The 20,612-nt window shown below is 44.1% G+C and carries 13 protein-coding genes; 8 read left to right on the top strand and 5 right to left on the bottom strand.

Going from position 1 to position 20,612, the window contains the following annotated elements; all coding sequences use genetic code 11:
* Positions 1-15: 15 nt before the first annotated feature.
* Entirely contained in the window at positions 16-717 is a 702-nt protein-coding gene (locus C5O19_RS19820; RefSeq protein ID WP_133163403.1) for a hypothetical protein, read from the top strand.
* 1,309 nt (positions 718-2,026) lie between these two features.
* On the opposite strand, the gene C5O19_RS19815 is transcribed toward C5O19_RS19820, so the two are convergent.
* Together C5O19_RS19815 and C5O19_RS19810 are read right to left on the bottom strand one after the other, a co-directional pair.
* Positions 2,027-3,883 (bottom strand): DUF2075 domain-containing protein, encoded by a 1,857-nt coding sequence (locus tag C5O19_RS19815; protein ID WP_104715116.1) that lies wholly within the window; start codon positions 3,881-3,883, stop codon positions 2,027-2,029.
* 9 nt (positions 3,884-3,892) lie between these two features.
* Positions 3,893-4,231, bottom strand: a complete 339-nt coding sequence (locus C5O19_RS19810; RefSeq protein ID WP_104715115.1) for a nucleotide pyrophosphohydrolase — start codon at positions 4,229-4,231, stop codon at positions 3,893-3,895.
* 865 nt (positions 4,232-5,096) lie between these two features.
* On the opposite strand from C5O19_RS19810, the gene C5O19_RS19805 reads away from it, so the two are divergent.
* The 3 genes from C5O19_RS19805 to C5O19_RS19795 all read left to right on the top strand — a co-directional run bounded on the left by C5O19_RS19805 (position 5,097) and on the right by C5O19_RS19795 (position 9,051).
* Positions 5,097-6,251, top strand: coding sequence for a helix-turn-helix domain-containing protein (locus C5O19_RS19805; RefSeq protein ID WP_104715114.1), 1,155 nt, complete (start codon positions 5,097-5,099; stop codon positions 6,249-6,251).
* 57 nt (positions 6,252-6,308) lie between these two features.
* Entirely contained in the window at positions 6,309-7,664 is a 1,356-nt protein-coding gene (locus C5O19_RS19800) for a serine hydrolase (protein WP_104715113.1), read from the top strand.
* A 721-nt stretch (positions 7,665-8,385) separates the two neighbouring features.
* Positions 8,386-9,051 carry a hypothetical protein gene (locus C5O19_RS19795; protein ID WP_104715112.1) on the top strand — a complete coding sequence of 222 codons (666 nt, stop codon included), beginning with the start codon at positions 8,386-8,388 and terminating at the stop codon, positions 9,049-9,051.
* 1,406 nt (positions 9,052-10,457) lie between these two features.
* Here C5O19_RS19795 and C5O19_RS19790 read toward each other — a convergent pair.
* Positions 10,458-10,736, bottom strand: coding sequence for a hypothetical protein (locus tag C5O19_RS19790; RefSeq protein ID WP_104715111.1), 279 nt, complete (start codon positions 10,734-10,736; stop codon positions 10,458-10,460).
* A 770-nt stretch (positions 10,737-11,506) separates the two neighbouring features.
* Here C5O19_RS19790 and C5O19_RS19785 point away from each other — a divergent pair.
* Positions 11,507-13,741 carry a sialate O-acetylesterase gene (locus tag C5O19_RS19785; protein WP_104715110.1) on the top strand — a complete coding sequence of 745 codons (2,235 nt, stop codon included), beginning with the start codon at positions 11,507-11,509 and terminating at the stop codon, positions 13,739-13,741.
* Between the two features lie 437 nt (positions 13,742-14,178).
* On the opposite strand, the gene C5O19_RS19780 is transcribed toward C5O19_RS19785, so the two are convergent.
* Positions 14,179-15,291 carry a Fic family protein gene (locus C5O19_RS19780; RefSeq protein WP_104715109.1) on the bottom strand — a complete coding sequence of 371 codons (1,113 nt, stop codon included), beginning with the start codon at positions 15,289-15,291 and terminating at the stop codon, positions 14,179-14,181.
* Between the two features lie 819 nt (positions 15,292-16,110).
* Between C5O19_RS19780 and C5O19_RS19775 the strand changes: the two genes are divergently transcribed.
* From C5O19_RS19775 to C5O19_RS19765, 3 genes are all read left to right on the top strand, one after another.
* Complete coding sequence (locus C5O19_RS19775) at positions 16,111-17,238, top strand: acyltransferase (RefSeq protein WP_104715108.1); 1,128 nt, start codon at positions 16,111-16,113, stop codon at positions 17,236-17,238.
* 52 nt (positions 17,239-17,290) lie between these two features.
* Positions 17,291-17,827 carry a pyridoxamine 5'-phosphate oxidase family protein gene (locus tag C5O19_RS19770; RefSeq protein WP_104715107.1) on the top strand — a complete coding sequence of 179 codons (537 nt, stop codon included), beginning with the start codon at positions 17,291-17,293 and terminating at the stop codon, positions 17,825-17,827.
* A 164-nt stretch (positions 17,828-17,991) separates the two neighbouring features.
* Positions 17,992-19,518, top strand: coding sequence for a carbohydrate-binding domain-containing protein (locus C5O19_RS19765; RefSeq protein WP_104715106.1), 1,527 nt, complete (start codon positions 17,992-17,994; stop codon positions 19,516-19,518).
* A gap of 60 nt (positions 19,519-19,578) precedes the next feature.
* On the opposite strand, the gene C5O19_RS19760 is transcribed toward C5O19_RS19765, so the two are convergent.
* Complete coding sequence (locus C5O19_RS19760; RefSeq protein WP_104715196.1) at positions 19,579-20,559, bottom strand: GlxA family transcriptional regulator; 981 nt, start codon at positions 20,557-20,559, stop codon at positions 19,579-19,581.
* Positions 20,560-20,612: the final 53 nt, after the last annotated feature.

Genomic DNA, 20,612 nt, shown 5'->3' with positions numbered 1-20,612 from the left:
GACCTCATAATTACCATGAAAATTAATAGCTATTATTGGCGAGCTCAATATCTTCCGGCATTGCTAACCAGCTTTCCGATTATGATGCTTCTAGATATCTATCTATGTCAGATAAACTGGTGGCGACCTTCTGAGAAGGTGATGAACTTGACTGAAGTTGCATCAGCATCAATCGGATTGGGAATCTCCTTTCTTCTAATTCAAATAAATGCCTATATCTCTAAGACAATTTATCAACCTACGATTGAGAAACTACCTTCAACAAATCTGTTACTTATTAGTAATCCTAAATTAGGTAAGCTGATTAAGAAACAGTTACATCAAAGAATTTTTGAAGATTTTGGAATTCGACTCCTAAGTGAGAAACAAGAAGCCAATGATCCTATTGAGGCAAGAAAGACCATTGCTTCAGCAGTTGCTCGTATACGAGATAAAATGCGTTCTGAACCTTTCGTCTGTCGCCGGTTAACCTCTTATGGCTTTGTTCGAAATTTGGCTGGGGGTAGCATAGTTGCAGCAACAATATTGATTTTTATAGTCATATATCAATTTAAAACCAATGGGGGGCACCTAAAAATTTCGGTGGCATTTTTTATGATGTACCTCCTGTCTGCATTATTAGCTCCTTTCATGATTCGTCATTCAGGACAAGAATATGCTGAAACACTCATTGAACAATACTTAGCTACGCCTCCTGTTAATAGTAAAACTGCATAGATATGTAGGTCAATATTGCATTAACTATTATCAAGAGTTTAATTTTAGATAGACAAACTATTTCAGAATTTAGTAGTAAATATGTTCTTTCTAAGAATCTCAAAGTTTTTTACATGTTTTAAACGCACCTCAGTAAAAGGTTAATCTTGATACTTACATAACGAGCCGATATATTTGTCAAACAAGCAGCAAATGAAGAGATGTAGCCTATTTCAAACGATACTGGTTAGTAGCCTTTCGAAATAGGCTATTCTTTGTAGCGTACAAGCCCTTGTATTTATGTAAAATAAATATAAGGATTAATTAACCTGAATGAGTTTCAATGAGGTTCTTAGCCGTTCTTGCCAGCTTCCCCCAAAAGTAAATCTTCAGAAGCATTACCAATAATTTTTTCCGGCCATCTTGATCTTTTCAATGTATTCTCCTGTATATACATACAATTTATTGGGACATGACAACCCCCATCGGTAAACCGAAAGTAATTCTCACTTATAGGAGTAAGCAGCGGTTCGATCGCTATCGGATTAGGGCTTAATGAGCGTTAATTTATGCGGTACTGGTAGGCAATACCCAAATGACGAGTAAGGCTACTGTTTATTTCAACTCTTTTACGGGCTGGTTGGGTGCTTTTTGACCGAAGGTTTATAGAGCACAAATAGCGTTGACAGGATGTGTCTTGAACCCATGAAAGTGAGCCAGTGAAAAGTAGAGTAAAAAACTTAAATTTTACTAGTAAAAAAGGGAAATGAAACAAGTCAAATTCACCGAATCGCAGATCGTGGCGATTTTTAAACAACAGGATGGTGGGCAAACCGCATGGGCGGTCCCACGTCGCTCAGATCACCCGTGAGCACGGCATTAGTGCCGCAATGGAATTTAAGCCATTCCATGCTCACGGGTAATCTGGATAATGGTCTGACCGTTTTGCTGCTTAAGAATGGCCACGATGGCAGCGGCCAACCGTCTGGGCCTCATTAAATCGATTCTTTTTCATGTTCCTTTCCTGTTATGAAAATATAATCGGAAAGCTCTATTTATTCAATCATCACTTTTAGGGGAAGCAGACAATCATTAGCAAAACTTCTTCCCATAAGTTCAAGGTGTCTTCCAAATAGTGGGTGTTGCTAAGTAATCTCCTTATTTAATTGAAGTACTAGAGAATCCTTTTGGCTTACTGGAATCTCCCCAAGGTTCTAACCAAATTCGCTCTTCTAACCGCTTTTTCTGTTGCATGATCAATCTTTAGGCTAATAGGCCCCTTATACTTCTATGTTAATACAGCTCAGCAAAAGCTTTTTTACAAGGCGTCTTAAATAAGGTGGCTTTTAAAATACGCTTCAACTCGTTTGTCCACGAAATAGACATAACATCCTCTGATACCTCTGGTCATCAGCGTTCGATACGTATTTTTAATGATCTCTTCTACTAATTGTTGATTGTCCGGATCTTCTTTCAAAAGCTTCTTATATCCTTTAATTGAGGCATCAGACTTAGCTCTTTTTTCAGGTTTGGCATATAGGTGCCCTTGCTCATCAATTCCTAAATCTTCTCCTACAATCACGCCTATATAGTCAACCTCTAGTCCCTGGCAGGTATGAATACAGCCAATTTCATTCACAGAGTTGGGAGCAATAATCCATAAACTACCGTCAGTAGTCAGATTCCATCGCATCTTAAAATCGAATTCAGGCAGAATAACATCGTAGGCTTGAGGATTTTTTTTACTATCCCATTCCCAGCAGTACCCCGCCACCATTCGAGCTTTGTTGCTGTAGTGATTTTGAAGTTCGATTGCTTGCCGAAGCTCATTTGGGTTATCAAAGATTCGAAAGTCGTAGCCTAGGTCCGAAATCGAGTCGTTGGCAGTTTCCCTGATCTGTAGTACCTGGTCCAGCCAGGCCAGATAGCCATCTGATCCACTGCATCTGAATTGGGAGCTTAGCTCCAGCGTAGTAACCTGGGCGTTCGCAGCAGAAGCCCATCTGGCAATTTCTTCTTCCGATCCTATGTCTTTGAGGTGAATACGCTGGTTTTCATCTAAGAAAAAGATGGAACACTCCGCCGTATTAATAATTTCTTTGACCTGATTCTCGCCGAGATTACTGAAAAGACCTGATTTTTCGTTGAGCCTATGAGCCTCATCAACGATTAACACGTTTAATGAATTAGCTTTTTTATCAGTGAAGGAGCCGGAGCCCAGAAAGAGATTGGATATTTCCGAAGCGCGTAGGGTACCCGTTAACTTACTTTCATAAACCTTTCTCGGAGCAGAATTTTTAGAGGTGTATAAAGCACTAAACCGCTCTTGAATTAAACTCACTAAGAGATTAATTGCAATAACAGATTTGCCTGTACCCGGACCACCTTTGACAATCAGTACTTGTTTGGTGCGACTCCTGGCCACACGAGCCAGGCTCAGGGCCGTCTCATACACCAGCTTTTGCTCATCAATTAGAATGAATTCTGGTTTACCCTTCATCATGGACGCAAGGCTGTCGGCCAGATTCTTAGAGGGCTTGATTTGGCTTTCTTCAATGCGGTGAAGAAGGTTGGCCGTATCACCATATCGAATAAAAGACTTTATAAAGGCTCTTAACTGGGTAAGATCGGTCTTCAGAAATACCGGAGCCTTATCGATATACGTCTGATAAAAGGCATGGGTTATCACTTCATCCTTTTTGTAGTTATGAAGAAAGGCACACGGATGGAGTGGAATATTTTCTGCGTACACGGTCTCGTTAAAGCTTTTCAAGAGACTGGCATAGGACCAGGCCTGATACGAGGGGTGACTGGTTTCGGCTATACCACCGCTAAACCGGGTTTTTACTATCCCATCTTTTTGCGTTAACTCCGCGGTCTCCCAACGTTTTAACTCCACGAGCACGACTAGATCCTGATGATTTTCGCTTTGACCCGTAAGGATAACGTCGATTCGCTTAGAGGTCATAGGTATTTGGTACTCAATAGCTACGCCACAGTCATCCGGAATAGTAGAGTCACTGAGAACCATGTTCATGTGCAATAAGGAATCACGCCATGACTGGACTTCACTTTTACTGGTTGAACGATTGAGACGCTGCTCAAAAAAATGTAAGATAATCTCTTCGATATTGCCTGTCTCGATATCCGCTTTAAAGCTCAGCTTGTTAGCCTGGTAAATGATCATAGGGGTGGATTAATCTAATTCATTGTACTTTTTAGCCGTACCCCGTGCTTTTTCAACGGGATACTTCTGAGCATTGAGCGTAATTTTGTCCTCAATAATCTGCTTAACGTCAAGCTGATATTTTTCTGCCAGCAATAAACAATAGCAAAGCACATCAGCTAACTCCTCTTTCAATTTTGCTACTTTTACTTCTTCGGGCTGTTTCCAGAGGAAAAGCTCATTCAGCTCCGCAGCTTCAATGGAAAGGGCTAAAGCCAGGTCTTTCGCATTGTGATACTGAGCCCAATCGCGCTCATCTCTAAACTCTATCAGTTTAGCTGTAAGAAATGAAATGGAGTCTAATTTCATAATACATTCATTTTAGCTTAAATATATGGTTAAAGTTAAGTACAGTAAATAGCCGATACGAGAGATTAAATTATATATTCCTGTAATAACTGCTCTAGCCTGTACGGGTCCGTTAAAATTCATAGAGTAAATTTTAGGAGTACCTTAGGCCTAAGGCAAGCTAAGAAATGGTAACAGCCTGTTTCCCTGAAAACCAGTACTTACCTATAGAAAGATTGTTTAAAAAGGATAAATCGCTACGGTGCTACTGCCCGCTTTCTTTAAAAGGGGTCGATATAGGGCTTTGGCTTCTTTGTTTATTAAAGGAACATGAAAAAGCATCGATTCAGTGCGCCTCTGATTATTGCAGTGCGTTGCTGCGCCTACCCTTAAAGGCAATTAAATGCTCAAACAATCTTCAGTTTAATCAGTAAGCGTAGGATTGGTTCTTCAGGGACACTCATCCTACTTTTTTACTGTTGGAACTCTCCGCCGTTTCTGGCAATGATCAGGGGCAGGAAGGTGGTAGCGCTGAACCTGACGAAACGATCCTCGCGCCGTAGGGTCGTCAGGTTGCGTATTGGATTGGTAAACCAAAATCTTTCAGCAGGCAGTGCCTAATCAATCATTCAGGGTATCGCGCAGTATAGGGATTGCAACAGACGCTGCGCTGAGGAGTAGACATCTTTTCATACAACTTCTTTACCTGAAGGTAATGTTTCCTGTCAAGGTCTAGAATAACTAACAGAGCAATAACTCCGTAAGATAAGCGGTTCTATAATCACTATCTATGGAATGAACATTAAAAACCGGATGGGTTGTAGTAGTTCTGATTAAATAGCGAGAATCGTTAGGTCATCGTCTTTACGGACCTTACCTTTCTGCCATGACGATTTCACCCTTGGATTTATTGGTGATGCTAGGTTCGCTTCAAGGCTTTATTCTAGCTATGGTCTTGGCTTACACGAACGCAGGAAGCCGCCTGGCAAACCAGTTGCTGGCCGGGCTACTTGGCCTGATGGCTTTGGCAAGTTTAGGCGTAAGTATTCCAATGACTCACCGCTGGGTAGGCTTGCTACTTGATTTCGTACCTTTTTATAACCTGATGCTGATCGGGCCACTGTTGTTTTTCTACGTAAAAGCCGTGCTTGATCCAGCGTTTCGTCTGGGTAAATCAGAGTGGCGACAGTTTGCCTGGGTCGTACTCGATTGGGGGGCTAAGTTGATGGGCTGGATTTTCTTAGCTGGCTTGTGTTCAGGTCTTTTTCAGCGGGAGCAAGGTCCTGCCTGGGGACATCTCATGAATCAGTATGAAACCTATGCTGATTGGCCACGCTGGTGTTCGGTGTCATTTTATCTGTTTTTATCAAGGCAGTCGCTGAACCAGCATGCTTTACAGCAGTCAGGAACTGAACCAGGTACTATCCGCTGGCTGCAAAAGGTGCTAAACTTTTTTTTGGTATTTCAGGGCGTTTGGCTTTTGCATTTACTGTCTACGCTACTGCCATCCATGCGTTCAGCGGTTTTGGACCAATTCGGCTGGTATCCCATCTATCTTCCCCTGGCTATACTGATTTACTACCTGGGTCTTACCGGCTATGTACGAACGCGTCGTCCCTTTGCCTCCATGGTTCGGAAACCCAGCTCGACTTCTATGGGGGAGGAGATGGCTCAATTGATAAGCAATGACCTAATCAAGGCCATGCGAGAAGATAAGCTTTATCTGGACCCGGAATTAACGCTTCAAAAAGTGAGTCAGCATACCAATCAGCCAGCCAAAGCTATATCATTCGTACTTAATCAGCACCAGCAAAAATCGTTTAATGCCTTTGTCAACGAATACCGGATTGAAGCGTTTAAGCAGCACCTGAGCCAGGGCTCTTTCCAGCAGCTAACGCTAACGGGACTTGCTTTCGAATGCGGGTTTAACTCCCAGTCTACCTTTCAGCGAACGTTTAAGCAGTTAACGGGTCTCAGCCCCAAAGAATACCAGAAGCTTCAGTGCACTGAAAAGGAAAGTAACGCTCAAATCCAGATTTGAGTAGACTAGCGTTCTGATTTACGCCTATTTGGGCGTACAATCAAATACAACGTTTGTATGAAACACGTCCTTCTTCTGGCCGCTAGTCTACTTATTTTCTGCTTTGCATTAAGTGCTCAACCCCTTCAAGCGCTCCCTGAAAAGGTGGATGACTACTTACTCTCTGCCCACCGGGCCTACCGCTTTAATGGCGTTGCCCTGATTGCCCAGGGCGGGCGGGTCATTTTGCATAAGGCGTATGGGCTTTCGAATGTGAACACGCAAATGCGTAATGATACGTCCACCCGTTTTCCGATTTTATCAATTACCAAGTCATTTACAGCGGCGCTGGTTTTAAAACTTCAGGAGCAGGGAAAACTTTCCGTGGAGGACACGTTGAGTCAGTATGTGCCTGACTTTCCCAACGCAAATCGGATTACGCTACGGCATCTGCTCACCCATACCTCGGGTCTATTTAATTATACTGAGTTAATTGGTGAAGAAGACTCGGCCATCGTAGGCCATCCTATTTCCAGACAGTTCTTTTTCGAGGTGATAAAGGATAAACCCTTAAGCTTTACTCCTGGGAAGCAATTTAGCTATAACAACACTGGATATTACCTGTTGGGTTTAGTGGTGGAAAAGGTTACCGGCACGCCGTATGAGCAGGCGATGCGGGAGCTGATCTTTAAGCCCCTGCGTATGAATCATTCGGGGTTTGACTTTTTAAACCTACCGGCGGAGTCTAAGGCTTTTGGCTATGATACCCTTACGGGGGCAAGTTATTCAGCCTACCCTCATCCCGATTCAACCGTATTGTTTGCCGCTGGCGGCATTTATAGTACGACCCGGGATTTGTTTTCCTGGGGTAGGGCAGTGGCTACGCACAGGCTTTTGAGTGAAAGTACCTGGAAGCGGGCTTTTAAGGAAGGGTACGGCTGGCAAACCGGAACGTATGAACGCAAAGCCTATATCCGACATTCAGGGGGTTATCCAGGTTTTATGGCTGAATTCGTTTATTATCCGGGGGAAGATCTTACCCTGATTTTGTTAAATAACTTTGGTACCTATACGGATGGTTTATTCCCCCTGATTATGGACCTGTCTAGCCTGGTATTTGGTAAACCCTATGATTTATGGCGGGAACGAAAGGAAGTGAAACTGGATCAGAAAGCGCTCGAATCCTACGTAGGTACTTACCGTTTAAATAAAAAGTATGCAATCGATATAGTAGTAAGACAGGGGCGTCTTTATGCCCTGGGGCAGGCGTCCAGTCAAATGCCGGTGTTAGCCTTACATGCGACGAGCCCCGAAGATTTTTTTGTATGGACCTTTAACACCTATCTCACGTTTAAAAAAGATACCTCCGGAAAAGTAATAGCTTTTCTTCTTCGGGAACACGGCAAGGATAGTACTTGGAAAAAAGTAAAATGAATGGGCCTGCGTCTAGTCGGGGTCTCCGTTAAATATAAAGTACGAGGAATAACACTATAGGCAAAGGTGGGTGTAAGTTAGACAAATCTCTACCCGATGCTAAGTTATGGGCTGCCGCAAAGCCGTCCTTAGGTATGATTGGATGACTTCGTTATGCCAAACGTGAACTAATTCAAGGTTTATGAAGGCGCCACGGCTAAAGATGTACGGGTAACTGGTTTTACTAAACAGGGTACTCTCAACGTATTAAAACCAGAATCGCCCCAAAACAGCAGCCACAACTAAGAGCATGATGTTCTAATTTTTTTCTTTTGCTCTCCTTAGGCTTTGGATCGGTCTGTTCTTCAAAGGAAGAACAAAGACCTCCCATGAAGGAAATCTGCCCATTGGGCCAGGGCATCCCAGTTGGCCAGGTTGGGTATGCTGTTGTAGTTGACTTTCCACCAGATCCGCTTTAGCGTGCATAGACTCAGGAGTACACCTGTTTTTTAAAGAGGTCTTCACTTAAGGTTTCATAACCCTGAGATTGCCAGGCAGGGTTTTCCTCCAATCGATCTTGCTTTCGGTGCGTGCTCGGTATGTTAGTGTAAAAATCTGATTATCAGTTATCGTAATGCCCTGTTCAAACTTGAATAGATTTGAACAGGCTTTGAATGTAAGCTTTGAACCTGTTCACTTTCCTTTGAGCGACAATGTTAATCACACCAAGTTTTAACAACCAATGCTTACGATGAACCGATTTAGTAAAGGGACCATGAGTCTGATATTGATGTCTTATGTTTTCAGTGCTTTTGGCCAAAGGGTAACCCGGATACCCTTAGAAAAAGAGAACCTGCGTCCGGTAAACCGGGAAATACAACTTGCTTTTGACAAGCATAAAGGTAGCGTGGTGCAGGTCAATGCTTTGAAGAACCCAGGGGTGGTCTGGATAAATGATCTGCATTTTAAGAGCGGCAGTATTGAATTCGATGTGAAAGGAAAGGATGTTTTGCAGGAGAGTTTTGTAGGCATTGCTTTTCATGGCAGGAATGACCATAGCTATGAAGCGGTTTATTTCAGGCCCTTTAATTTCAATGCGAAAGATAGCCTGAGAAAAGTACATGCGGTGCAATATATGGCCTTGCCAAATTATGACTGGCCTTATTTAAGGAAGACGTTTCCCGGGAAATACGAAGCCCCGGTAAAATCCTTTGTAGATCCTGATGCCTGGTTTCATGTGAAAGTGGCGGTAGCCGACCAGCTTATCCAAGTTTTCATGAACGGTGATCCGTCACCAATGCTCAAAATTTCGCCCCTCGAAAAATCCTTTAACGGAAAGGTAGGCTTTTGGGTGGGTCATGAATCAGACGGGACTTTCTCAAATCTAGTGATCACTGGGGCCCATTAGTTAAAAGGGGAAGGCTTACAGCTCTTTGTTCTTTGAACAGTCTCATCAAAAGACACTAGGTGATCAAAGCCCATTGTGCAACAACTCGTTGCACAATGGGCGGATTAGGTGGATGGCGTAATTAGTGAAAGGCATTTCAAAATAAGTAAAAATGAATAAAACTCAGGTAAGATTTGACGTTGCTTGTTTAGAGTCATTTCAGCCTGAGCCGCAGAACAACCCGCTTGCTGTAACTCTTCAATTGAAGTGCGTTTGATAGGAGTATAGGTATGAAGATGTAGACACGTCATAATCGCTAGTCGATTTCCTCCGACTAGATCATTGCTACAGCCACTTACCAAGAAAGCTGACGTTTATGAATAGATAATTATTCAAAAACTTTTCTTCAAAGATGCTATTTCTAGCTAGTTGCCTACATAGGTTAGTGTATAGATGGCGTATTATTCTTCCTCAATCAAATTTATACTGTCTTTGTTAATAAATTAAAACCAAGAATCTCCTTCTGCTACCAACACTGTATGATTTTTCTTTTCCTACCAGTCCATTATCAATTTTCTTGTAATAGACAATTTGTCTTCGTTTACTTATCCGTTGATTAAAGATACCCATGAGGCCCGTAGTTGCATTAGAGGCCTCCTGGAAAGCCGACTCGTTAATTGTATAAACTCCATTTTAAGAGCTGATCGAAGATTATTGGAATCCAGACCACTGTCAGAATTTACTAGATTTTAAAAATCTATTTCATCAATAACAGCGTCTCTTTAATTAGATTATCAATTACTATATCTTTCAAGGACCTAAGGGGCCTCTTTTAAGGTTATTTACGCGAGAAGGTGACGACGCTCCATTGAGGCAAATAGATATAGATTTGACCATTAGGCTGCGCCCAAGGTTCATAATAGGCATTTCCAGCCCCGTCCCAACCGCCAAAGGCATTATCCTGTGAACATAAGAGCTGACTCCATTGCCCTTTTCGGTACATCCAAAATGGTGCAAAGCATTATCATCAGGCCCTGGGTGGTTATAAACTACATCAATGATCACCGCTAATCCATGTTCGTAGGCGGCGTTAATGAAATGAGCTAAGTTGAAAGGGGAGCCATAAGAGGATTCCTGAGCAAAAATGAGGCTGGGTTGTTACCACAAAAGCGGACCTGAGCGTACTCATGGATCGGTAAGAGTTGAATGCCTGTAAACCCCATTTCCTTGATGTAAGAAAACTTACTTTCAATAGCTTGATAAAATAGACCAAGGTTTATTAAGGTGATCCTCTCACCCGGCAAAGGTGCCTACATGGAGTTCATAGATACTAAAGTCTTCAAAACGAGGAGTTTGGAAAGGATGCCATTCGGTCAATGTCTCTCCTGGAATAACAGAAGCATTTCGGCTACTCGGGTCTCCTCGGGTTAGTTCGGAACATCACGAGCCGCCGGGGCCAAACACTCAACGATAGTGCCATTGGGTAGAATAAGTTGATGGCAGTAGAGCTGCCAAGGTTTGTTGTCAGCAACGGTAATGCGCCAATAGCTCTTTTCATAAACGAGTGCTCTTTCAAGGAGCGTATCACTCGTTTCGTTTGCCCAATACGGCCCTTGCTCAATTAATACGGAAACTTTTTGAGCGTGAGGGGCCCAAACCCGAAAGTAGTAGCCACTATCCACATTCCATACCCCAATTCGTTCCATGAGCTTCAGGGGCTTCAAAGGTTTAATTAGCCAGCAATCAAATCAACAATCGAAAATCATTCAATACCTGTTCATGAGTAAAGATGAACCTAGTGAATTCGTGACGATTGATGTACCTTTTTGTAGATACATCCGATAAGGGGTGATCATTTCTTTTTCAGCGCCTATCAACAGGTTTTCTGCGGCAGGATGCAAAAAGATGAAGTCGTCCTTGTAGGAATATCGATGGAGGAATTCTAAAATAAAAGCCTTTTAACAGTAAAAGAAAACAATGGCTTTCCTAGTTAAAATCAATACCCTTATTTTAATCAATTAATTAAAGATAATAATCTGATTAGCTATCAGATTCAATTAATGCTAAAAGAATTGATATATACAATACTTTTGCTTTACAAATTTAAAAGTAATGTATAACAGGTATAAATACCTGAATGCTTTTATCCGTATTTATACGCTTTGGATCGCTCCATAAATTGGCAAATATTGTGCCTAATCCACGGTCTATCTTCTTTCATTAATGTTAGCTGGAAAGTAATTATTGATTTTGTCCAAAAGTTTTCGTTTAGTTAGGCAACGATAGCCTATAATTCATGTTGTAATTACACACCCTTACTGAAGTAAAAGGGTGGTCTGAATTATCTACCGAACGTTAAGTCGATTAGTCATAGTTGATGAAAGCATTGAATAGGCAATTTGTCGTCATATTAGGCAATAGATGTCGTTGAAAAGTTTTTAGTATAGTACCTATTTCATCTTAATCTCTAAATTTTATGAAAAAACAACTACCTCTTCGTTGGCAAGCTAAACTTGCCTTTCTTTTCTTTGTGTTGCTTTTACTGCACACCTCGGTTGGCTACCTTCAAGCCCAACAAATTCTTTGGCCCACCAATACGGGCGATGGCACCGTTTCCATGGTGTTTCAAAGAGATGCGTCTAATAAAGCCTCGGTTCGCTTTATTGTGGCCTCTGCTAACGGGGCTACTATTAACTCGTGCCAGGTTCGTTATAGAAAGTACACGCTCAATGGTTCATTGGAATCAAGTTATGTAGATCCACGGCCTGGTTCTGCCTCTTTAAATAACGGGTATCTTAATGGGGTTAGCTTTAACGGGATTAATTCATCTTGCCAAGTAAGCTTCACCTTAGACATCAAGGGAGGCATGTATCAGATGGAAGCCCTGGTCAACGGAAGTCAGACTTGGCGGGATTTTGGTGTGGGAGAAGTGTTTGCAATTGCTGGTCAATCCAATGCAGCTGGCTATGCTAAAGATAATAATGGCGAAGCCGAAGTTACAGCACCCAAATTTGTTCAATACAATAATACTAAAACTCAGTTTGATGGTAACGACCCAGGCTCTGCTAGTGTGGGACGGAAATATTATAAATATTACTGGGGCAAACTGGGTTCACAATTAGCAACGGCCCTTAATGTTCCCATCGCTTTTTATCAAGCCGCTTGGTCGGGTACGGCAGTACACACCTGGTATTTAAGTAGCATAGGTACGCCAACGGCCTATCCTAGTGGCTATCCTTATCAAAATTTGAAATCTGTTCTTCAAACTACAAAAAATCAAGTTGGACTTCGAGGGGTTCTCTGGCATCAGGGGGAAACGTATGATTATATGACGGGTTACAACTATAATGATGAGTTAGATGCATTGATTCAACAATCTAGAAACGATGCGGGAGCCGATATCCCTTGGGTTATTGCACGGGCTTCCTATATTGGCGGCAATCCGCAACCCGCTATAATCGATTCGCAAAATCGATTATTGACTCCTTATTTTTACGCCAATGTCTTCGAGATGCATCCGAAAGCTTTTGGTGATAATACGGCAAATGTTTACTACAAGACAAATATCTTTTCAGGCCCTGAAACCGATGGATTTACGGGAGCTAACCGATTACCAGATCAGACCCATTTAAGTGTACAAGGACAAGGACAAGTAGCTAATGCCTGGTATACCGCTTTGACTCAAACTTACGGCGGGCAAAACTTCTTTAGCTATCCTACGGCTTTGCTTAATACTCAGGCCACTACGGTGAATTCCACTACTTGCGATCCATCCAACTGTAATCTTTCCAGTGCTGTCTTAATTGGAAGTTGGAACGGGTATGCCGTAGAACTTAGACAATTGGGAGCCTATAGAGCGCTCGTTACGGTTGTACCGGGAGGTCCTAATGGAGCCAACAAATACTTCCCACGAGGTAAAAATTACTGGAATAGTATAAATCGTAATGCGGGCACGGATGCCTATTACAATTGCATCAACGTTGGAGAAACCGGGTACGGAGGATTGGTCTTCCCTTCGGAAGTAACCCTGCCCGCTGGTTATGCTGAGGGCTATGAACAAGATGGAGCACGCTACTTTTATCAAAGCAATCAACCCATTGATATCTGTGAACTTAATCAGCCTCAAACTATTGGTACCTGGAGTGGCTATACCGTTCAACTCCGTAAGTTTGATGGGTATAAGGTACTTGTTACCGTAGTGCCGGGAGGGCCCAATGGGGCTGTTAAATACTTTGCACGGGGTAAAAATTACTGGAATAGTATAAACCGTAATGCCGGTACGGATGCCTATTACAATTGCATCAACGTCGGAGAAACCGGTTTTGGAGGCTTAGTACTACCCTTTGATGTCAATTATATTCCTGCAGGTTATTTAAAAGGCACCGAAAACGACGGGGCTATTTATTATTATCAATCTAGCGGGGGACGACTTGCTGCCTCAGAAGTTACGATTGAAGCTGTAGAGCCTATGGTGATAGCTCCGAACCCTTCTACGGGTACTTTTACCGTTCAAGTGAACGTGGCTAATGAACAACCTGCTGAACTTATTGTCAGAAATCTCCAAGGAATGGTGTGGTTTAGAAAACCATTTATTGGAAAAGGCAAGCAGAGTCATGCGGTAGTTTTAGGATCTTCCGCAAAAGGTATGGCCTTCGTAAGTCTAGAAACGAATGGGAAGATGATCACCAGTAAAGTGATTATTCTGCCTTAAATTAATCATGTATCGAAATCTTCTACAACAATAGAAGTCACCTTTATAATCTGGTCATGAGTTATAGGTTTTAAGGTTGGTTACTAAGTGTATAATTAAACAGAGATCAGAAATAACTTTCCAATCAAATAGGCCGTCTCATCTTGAGACGGCCTATTTATTTCACTTCGTAGATTGTTAAAATTTCGATTGGTTCTTGTCAGTGATGATCACAATTGTCTAACCGCAGAGATTGGAAGAGAGGCTTATGCTGTCCTCTTTATTGTGCTGCTGGCAGCTCTAACTTGATTTGTATTGAGAACCATTGAGTTGACTTTCACGACGAAGAGATAAGAGTTTCGTTCGTATCTTCTGGGGTTATAGTGAATCGTTCGGGTCACGACTGGCCAGGAAGAGATATAATGATCATCTAATGGGACACCTACTAGTTACTTTAGTCAGCGTGTCTCTCGCAAATCTATTAGTTGATAATGTGTACTGCGGCCCCCGCCTTCTTCCTTAATCAATATGCCCTGGCTTTCCAGATTTTGAATATCCCGTAGGGCCGTGTCGGTGGATACCTTCGTTAGCTTCGCCCATTTTGACGTATTCAACTTTCCTTCAAACCCATCCAACAATTTGTTAAGCATGAGCTTTTGACGATCGTTGATGCTTTTACCGGAAAAAAAGGTCCAATACTGAGCTTTAGCGAGTACGGTATTCAGCGTCTCTTCAGCCGTTAGCAAGGCTCGCTCCAGACAGGATAGAAACCACTTGAGCCAGTCTGTTATATCCAAGGTTCCTTTTTGAGTCTGTTCCAGCGTCTGGTAATACGCTTTACGCTCTTTCTGAATCTGGGAGGACATGCTGTAAAAGCGTTGCGTACTTTCATCGGAGCGCGCCAGGAGTAGGTCGGTTAAGGCTCGGGCGATACGTCCATTGCCGTCGTCAAAGGGGTGAATGGTTACAAACCATACGTGAGCGATGGCCGCTTTTAGAACGGGGTCCAGGGGTAAATGCTGGTTAAACCAAGTGAGAAAAGCCTGCATCTGCTCAGGTAGCTTTTCTGCCGCCGGAGCTTCAAAATGAACCACTTCTCTACCCATAGCTCCAGACACGACCTGCATAGGACCCGTGAGCGAAGTTCGCCAGTTTCCAACGGTGATGGAATACATGCCACTGCGTCCCGTAGGAAACAAAGCGGCGTGCCAGCCAAACAGGCGATCAGGCGTTAAGGGTTGCTCATAATGCCGGGTGGCATCGAGTAGCATGTCAACAACGCCGTCCACGTGCCGATCCGAAGGAACCGAATTGCCGATGTCCAGGCCCAACTTACGAGCGATGGAGGAACGCACCTGGTCCGGGTTTAGCAATTCGCCTTCAATTTCACTGGTTTTCAAAACATCCTGCGTCAGCGTTTTAAACTCCGCCTCCTCCTGTAAAGAAAAGCCCAGACTGATCATTCGGCCCGTTAGTTTCCCCTGTTTATGACGCACGGAAGCCAGGAGCGAAGCAATGACCTCAGTCTTCCAGGTAAAAGCAGGCCACTGAGGCTGTTCATGAATATACATATTATTCACCGCATGATGTGCGGTGAATATAGCTGCTATTCACCGCATTGTCAACTCCATGTAGTCAGAGCATGAGTGACTCATGGAAGGATAAATAGTAGAATAGTGAACGCAATGAAGTATACGCTGAACGCTAGGAGAAGACACAAGTCGAAGGAGCTAATCGCGTAATTGATTAAAAAATGGGACTTTTAAAAGAGGGAACTGTTGTGCCAAGCCTCCTATGTATATCTATAAGTAATTGATAGTTAGTGTTTTATAGGAAAAGTTTATTCGTTGTCGGCGATTTCAATGCTCTTACAGCAAAGGTATCGGTGCAGGAGTAAAGACGGAAGGCTTTCATAAAACCCACTTGCCAGTCTTCATGGGAGGTATTTTGTTCGCCAGCGAGAAGTAGCCGCAACAATGGGTCACACTATTTTTATCCCTTCTATATAATCTAGCATTAAAAATCGATAACCAAAGCTGCTTAAGCAAAAGCGTAGTTGTGCTGTTGGGTCATCTCGCTCGGTTAGAACAATTTAGTAGGCATGGCTTCTGATGAATTAGGGAGCAACGACTTGATTACTATCTTTCCCTTCAGAGTAGTGGCAGCAACGATTCACCCTAGGGGGAACTACGGATGGTGAAGTTAAAATAATGCGGAGGAAGGAGCTTTTTCTGCCCTGTTTATTAGGATTTCGTATCTTAATTTGCAGGCTGTCTCAGAATGGACAAAGGCCAAGCTACTGCTATAGACCAAGCGATAGTTGTCTTTTTTAATCGGACTGCTCCATTTCATTTAAATGGATATCGCCACCTCCCTTACTAAACCTAACTATGAAAGAAACCATTGGCTGGGTAGACCGGCTTCGGGTACTGGCCTGTTTTTTAGTGATTTTGTCCCACTGCTGCGATCCCTTTGTCGCCAAGTTTGATGCCGACCGCGAATCTTTTCTAACGGGCGTAGCCATCGGCAGTTTAGTCCGGCCCTGCGTCCCCTTGTTTGTGATGTTGACGGGCGTTCTACTATTCCCCGTAACCAATAGTGTAAGCGAATTCTACAAAAAACGGATCGGACGGATCCTGATACCCCTGGTGTTCTGGTCGCTCGTACTGCCCATCCTTTTTTATGTGTATCTCAACTTCATCAACCCCGGAACCATGAATCCGGCGATTGATAAAACCGATCATACCTGGCCCGCGACCGTACGCAAGCTCTACACCTTTGTCTTCAATTTCAACTTCGCCACCATTCCGTTGTGGTATCTGTACATGCTAATCGGCCTGTATTTAATCATGCCGATTTTCAGCGTTTGGCTACAGCAGGCGTCTAAAAAAGACGTGGAAGTTGTCTTGAAAGTCTGGGCTATATCCCTGGTACTCCCTTACATGAAAATGGTAGCTCCGGTACTGGGCTATGCGGGCAATTACGGCAACAAGGGAATTTTGGGGGTATGCGACTGGAACGATTACGGTACCTTTTATTACCTATCGGGATTTATCGGATATCTGGTGCTGGCGTATTATCTGGTTAGGTATCCATTAAACTGGACCTGGAATCGAACGTTAGCTATTGGCATTCCCCTGTTTCTGGTTGGCTATGCCAGTACGGCGGGTGGGTACGTGCTCATGCAACAATCGTTTCCCGGCAATTACGCCTATCTGGAAATTGTTTGGTATTTCGCCGGTATCAACGTTTTCCTCATGACATTCCCCCTATTTCTCTTCGTTCAGAAAGCAAAAGCCAGCCCTTCCGCCGGGTGGTCACGTCTGGCCTATCTGACGTTTGGGATGTATTTGTGCCATTTCATTTTTGTGGATGTCATGTATGATCTTTTGGGTGCTCTGGGTTCATGGCCACCGGTGATACACATTCTGGGGATGGCCCTTTCGGTTTTTGGCATAAGTTATCTGATTGCCCGGCTTATGGATCAGTTCTCGCTGACCCGACGATTCATTCGGTAAGGGACTGGAACAGTCTTTGTAAGGTTAGGCGAACAGATAAAACGCTAATATCATGGATAGTATCAATCAACAGCAACCTGAAAAGAATAAGGAAGATTTAGCAGGGAACGAGGCCGGAAAGAAAATCAACGAACTGGCCGAAAAAAACAGCACCTGTCATTTCTGTACCCGAATCACGAGCGGTCAACCGCTGAAAGTACGCCCGATGTCCGTACAGGAAGTCGATGAATCGGGCAACTTCTGGTTCCTGAGTGCCGATGACAGTAACAAAAACGCGGATATTCAGGCCGACCCCTACGTTCACCTATTATTCCAAGGCTCTGCCCATTCTGATTTCCTGAGCGTATACGGTCGGGCAACCATTTCTAAAGACAAGGAAAAAATCAAAGAACTCTGGAATCCCATTTTAAAAGCCTGGTTTACCGAAGGTGAAGACGATCCCCGCATTACGGTTATTCAGGTAGCCGCTCAGGAAGGTTATTACTGGGACAACAAACACGGTAATGCCGTGGCTATGGTCAAAACAGCCGTAGGAGCCCTGGTGGGTAAGACACTGGACGATTCGATTGAAGGAAAACTGAAAGTTTAATAATTGGATAATATACCCGAGAAACGTCCGGCAAGAGCTTCTTGTCGGACGTTTCTTGTTTAAAATAACCACAGTTCATAATGAGGTTTGCAACACGCCTGTTCCGTACTGCGTAAAGGTTACAAAAAGCTCGGAGAGAGCAACACCAAACGGAACGTAAGCGTATGAACCTTATTTTTGGCCGCGCGTGGGCGGGTCGGCTCCCATTTTTGATCTTTAGTACGCTGACGATGGCGTGTTCCAAGGACAACACCGAGATCACAACGAACACTGGTAACGCAGTAACCATCGACAGTGTCGCTACCACTTCCACTAGTCCCGAAGGTAACACCGACCGGGCCGTCAATGCCGAGGATCTGCTGGCTAATGCCACTTTTTCCTCGGTAGTTAGCATTGCATTTGGATCGAGTGTTACTATCTCTAATCCGTTGGCGGGGAAGGGGGTAGAGGTCACAGAAAGTAACGGCGATGTGATCATCACCTCTACCGTTGCAGAAGTGGCTTACATACTGAGTGGTGTCAATAACAATGGTTCAGTGAAAATTTACAGCGATAAAAAATTCAAGCTTACCCTGAATGGCCTGACGCTAACGAATACGGATGGTCCGGCTTTGAATATCCAATCCAGCAAACGAGCGTTTATTGTACTGGCCGATCAGACTACCAATATCCTGACCGATGGTGCAACGTACGCTGCCAACGCTACGGAAGATCAAAAAGCTACTCTGTTTAGTGAAGGACAGCTGATCTTCAGTGGCCAGGGAAGCCTGAGTGTGCAGGGAAATTACAAACACGCCATTTGTAGTGATGATTATGTCCGCATTATCAGTGGAACCCTCTCCATACCCAGTGCAGTATCGGATGGCATTCACACCAATGAAGCGTTCATTGCCGACGGCGGGACCGTAACCATGACGACGAAGGGTGACGGGATTCAGTGTGAAGAGGGCTACGTCGTCATCAACGACGGGACTTTTACCATCAACGTGGCCGACAAGGGAATTGCGGCGTCTTATGATACCGATACCAGCATCGACCCGTACCTGACGATCAATGGCGGAACGATCAACATCACTTCAACGGCGGGGGAGGGTATTGAAAGCAAAAGCGTACTAACCATCAATAGTGGCAACATTTCGGTAAAAACCTTCGATGATGGATTGAATGCAGGTACCTTCATTTACATCAATGGTGGGACCGTTTATGCGAACAGTTCGTCGAACGATGGAATAGATTCCAACGGCAAGCTGACCGTAACGGGTGGAAAAGTAGTATCCATTGGAGCCGCCGCCCCCGAAGAAGGTTTTGATTGCGACCGAAATACGTTTAAAATCACCGGTGGCATCCTGGTCGGTATGGGCGGAGCGACGAGTACGCCAACGGCTTCCGTCAGTACGCAGCCTTCTGTCATTATGGGCGGCGGTTCAGCTAATCAACTGTTGCATATTGAATCGAATGAGGGAGCAGAGGTACTGACACTTCAACTTCCCAAAACCTTCACAACGCTGTTGTTTTCCAGTCCAAAGCTTAAAATGGGTCAGTCGTACCGGGTATATAGCGGAGGGAGTATAGACGCGAGCACTACTTTTAACGGGCTTTATACGAGCGGAACGTATACAGTGGGGACCCAATCCGGCAGTTTTACGGCGAGTACAATGGTAACGAATGCTGGCGGAAACACGGGACGGTAACAACGCAAGTCCCCTTGAACTTTTTCGAAGTTCAAGGGGACTATAAGCAGACGAATCTACTTACAAAGCCGCCGCCTGTTTGTTGTATTTGTTGCGATAATCGAGAGGCGTCATGCCCGTTGTCTTCTTAAAAATCACCCGAAAGGCTTTCGTATCCGAGTAGCCCACGTCGTACATCACTTCGTTGATGTTTTTACGGCTCACTTCAAAACTCTTCTTGGCAGCTTCGATTTTGACCCGCTGCATGTATTCATTAACTGTATTCCCCGTCGCCTTTTTGAAGCGTCGTTCCAGACTGCGGCGGTTGATGGCCAGCCGATCCGATAATTGTTCGACGGTGATGCGTTCCGTAAAATTAGATTCGATAAAGTCCTGAGCTTTGCGTACCAGTGCATCCTCGTGATCTTTCTGTCCCTGAAACATCATGAACGAAGACTGACTGATCCGGTCAATTTCAATCGCAAAAACTTTGGCCGAAAGAATGGCCAGTTCGCGACCCGCGTACTTTTCGATCAGGTGTAAAATCAGGTTTTGGTACGAGAAAGCTCCACCGCTGGAGTAAATGCCCTGTTCGTCCGTAATAATTTTTTCGGTTAACAGCTCGACATCCGGAAACATTCGGCGGAAATCATTAGCCGCCATCCAGTGCGTAGCACACTTACGCCCCCGTAACAAGCCCGTCGAAGCCAAGATGAATGCTCCCATACACAGACTGGCCACCTCCGCACCCTGTTGATACTGCTGCGTAATCCAGGGAATGAAGCGTTTATTTTTTTCTACCGCCTCTTCAATATTGCCATCTACTGCCGGTATGATGATGAGATCCGTATGCGTGATTTCCTCCAGCAAGTGATCGGCGTGGACGGTAAAAAGGCCGCCACTCACGGGTGTTTCCCGGCAGAGACCTACCAGCTGTACCTTAAACAGGGGCGGCTGTCCCTGCATTTTCACGAATGCGTTCACCTGGGTTAACAGTTGGCGAGAGCCCTCCAGACTTCCTAAAATAGCCCCTTGCGGCACCAGAATAGAGATATGCTTCATGGGAGTAAAACTAGGGAAAAAACCTGTCGCAATCAACCCTACAGATGGACGGA

It is taken from the genome of Siphonobacter curvatus (assembly GCF_002943425.1).
Lineage (GTDB): Bacteria > Bacteroidota > Bacteroidia > Cytophagales > Spirosomataceae > Siphonobacter > Siphonobacter curvatus.
Note: the sequence above shows the minus strand (reverse complement) of the source record. Positions and strands in the feature narration are given on the sequence as shown.